This is a genomic window from Caldisericum sp., from assembly GCA_022759145.1.
Classification (GTDB): Bacteria; Caldisericota; Caldisericia; order Caldisericales; family Caldisericaceae; genus Caldisericum.
In genome coordinates, this window is the sequence record JAEMPV010000038.1 from 1 (window position 1) to 3,031 (window position 3,031).

Here is a 3,031-nt window from a genome sequence, read left to right on the forward strand (position 1 = left end):
CAACAGGGTTATAATCCATCGCATAAGTTTCACAACCAAGTCTCAATGCCTCAAGTGGAATCGAGCCACCACCTGAGAATGGGTCAAGTACTTTTGGCGGTACCCCGCCATTTGCATTCAAAATGTCTCTTCTTGCTTTTTCAATTATTGTTGTATTAAGCGAATTTTCCCATTTTGCAAGTTCGATAATAAAATCATTTATTTTTAACTTTTCTTCTTCATTCTTTGGTGTAGGAATCAAAGCAGCATATGAAGTTGCTCTTGAAGATGCTAACGGTCGTCTTGCCCACCAAATATGAAGTGTTGAAATGTGCCCGTGACGGATGTTTTTCTCTTTTGCAGATATTTCACTTACTTCCTTCAATGGGAATGTTACCTCGATAAATCTTTTCTCATCCATTTTTTACTCCTTTATTTTTCCATTCTTCTAAGGGTATTTCAAAACGAACAGTCTCAACCTTTTGAACTAACTGTAAATTTTCAGAAGGATTATTTATTATATACAACTCAGGATTTGTCGAAGCATTAGTTACAATATACAGCCAATACTGATTTTTGAATCTTTTTGCCTTTAGGAACTCATTTTGAGTGAGTACTATCTTACCCTCCTCATTTCTTGCCTTTACCTCTATGTATCTAATCTCATTATTCCCTTCCGATCTTATATCATAACCAAGATTTTCTCTTGAAACATCCTCAGGATACCTTCCCTCACTTATTTCAAATTCCATTGCTAATTTCATTCCAATGGCCTCAATATCATCATCTCTCTTGAGCATATCATTTTTTTGTGGTTTTACAACAATTGCACTGATAAATTCAGGTGTGCTAATGGATAAGTTTATTTCTTGCTCAATACTCTTTTTCAAATTCTTAAGAGCGTCTTCGTATTGCTTTTTCTTTTCATTTTTGTTTCTTATGGCAAGATCAGTATTCTCACCTTTCTCTTGCCTTTCATAAAGTTCTGTAAGTTGTGCATCAAGTTCTGAAATGAGATATTCAAGGGACTTTATACCGTACTTTCTTTTTATCTCTGCCTGGCGTTTTCTTTCAGCTAAAATTTCACGCTTATAATTTTCTAATGAGTAAATTGCAAATTCTTGCACCTTTTCTTTCATTGATTCAATTTCACTTACTGAAACATTTAGGTCAATTGAATTAACATCATCAACAGGGACTAAATCCCACAAAACTGAGGGGTTCACTTCTCTTAAGTCTCTTCCATCATCGTAGATAGATATGATCTTTTTACCTGCAATTTCATTTTTACCGTCAAAAACAGAACCTTCGAAGAACCAAATTATACCGTTATATATTCCATCAGGGTCAAGAAAAACAGCCCCTTTTCTTAGCTTTGAGAAATATTGCTCATTTACCCATTTTAACAAAGCCTCAAATAAAGGATGTCCAAACGAAACAAATTCGAGTTCAGGATGTTTAAATGCTATTTCTTTATCAAACGTTATTTTTGGGTACCTTTTTAAGATTGAGCCATAAGTAGCTTTAAAATTTTCATCCTCAGCAATTTTCTTTATTTCATATGGGATACTTTCGATTGTTATATAATTATCTCTTATTTCTAATCTACCACCTGCTTTTGAAAAGGCTTTTATAAAAAACTCTTGAGTGTACTCTGGCATAAGTCTATACTCTTTTGCTCGTGCGGTCATTTCCTTAACCCTTGAATAGTCGATATTCCTTGTTGCAAGGCTTTCTCCAAGCTGTTCTTTTATCTTTTCAATATACTCTTTATCCACCTTTATATCGATATCTTTAAGAATATCATCAATACTACGTGCATTTGCTACGGCATCAACAATTAACTGATATAAATTCACCCCAATGAATGTATCTCCAATTACATCAAAAACTCTGTCACTTCCGAGAGCATTTCTTATTTCATCAAGCTTATCAAATAATTTAGCAAGAACCTTTCCTTCCCGTGTATCTTCTGCAACAAGGTTAAATATAAATACATCTTTTTGCTGACCATACCTGTGGATTCTTCCCATTCTTTGCTCAAGCCTATTTGGGTTCCAGGGAATATCGTAATTAATCATCAAATTGCAGAACTGAAGGTTAATACCTTCTCCTGCTGCTTCAGTTGCAACCATAATCTGAGTTTCATTTTTAAAAACTTTCTCTGCGTTAACACGATCTTCAATATTCATTCCACCGTGAATAAAATTGACAGAGTAGCCCCATGAGTGTATTTTGGTTACAAGATAGTCTAATGTGTCTTTTGACTCTGTAAATATCAAAATCTTTTCATTACCACCGACCTCTTTTATCTTTTTAAAACCTTCTTCAATTGCTTTCTTTAATTCTTTAAGTTTTACTTCTTCCTCCGTATCTATTATATCTTTAGCCTGACTTATCAGCTTCTCTAATGTTGAAATTTCGTTTATCAGTTCTTCTTTATTCTCTGCAGTTGAAATCGTTTCCCATTTATTTTCTTCTTCCCAGCGTTTGCTTTCCTCGAGTTCTTCAATTTCATCAATGCTTAAAGTGTCAATAGTTTTGGACAAGTTAACCTGGTTTGTAAGTAATTCCTCAAGTCGTTTCTTTCTTCTTTCGAGGGACTTTAGAAGAGCATATGTACTAGATGCCATTCTTCTCTGTAGAATTAGAAGTGCAAATGCAACATTTTTCTTTTTATCATTTTTGTTAAGTGCCCTGTTGTATTGGAGTAAAACGTAATTAGATAGATCATTATAGAGGCCTTTTTCCTTATCAGAAAGTTTAAACTTGATCGTTTTAGGATAGCGATTTGTAAAAATTGGTTTACCATCAAAATCTCTAAGATCCTCTTTTAATCTTCTTATAAATAAAGGATTGTCTTTGTTTTGTATAGATTCATTAACTAAATCATTGCTTGCAAAGAAACCTGGAATTAACAAATCCTGAAAAAGTCTAAAGTTTTCTGGGTCTCCTTTATGTGGTGTTGCGGTAAGAAAAAGAAGGTGTTCTGTAATTGCAGACAATTTTTTTCCGAGCTTATATCTATCCGTCTCTTTATTTTTGTCACCAT

Annotated in this window: 2 protein-coding genes; both read right to left on the reverse strand. The window is 33.7% G+C overall.

What is annotated here, in order from left to right:
- Nucleotides 1-400: DUF1156 domain-containing protein (locus tag JHC30_02545; protein MCI4463034.1), on the reverse strand; the 400-nt coding region annotated here is incomplete at its 3' end.
- Nucleotides 393-3,031, reverse strand: a 2,639-nt coding sequence (locus JHC30_02550; protein ID MCI4463035.1) for a DUF3883 domain-containing protein, incomplete at its 5' end; no start/stop codon positions are given. The genes JHC30_02550 and JHC30_02545, both read right to left, overlap by 8 nt.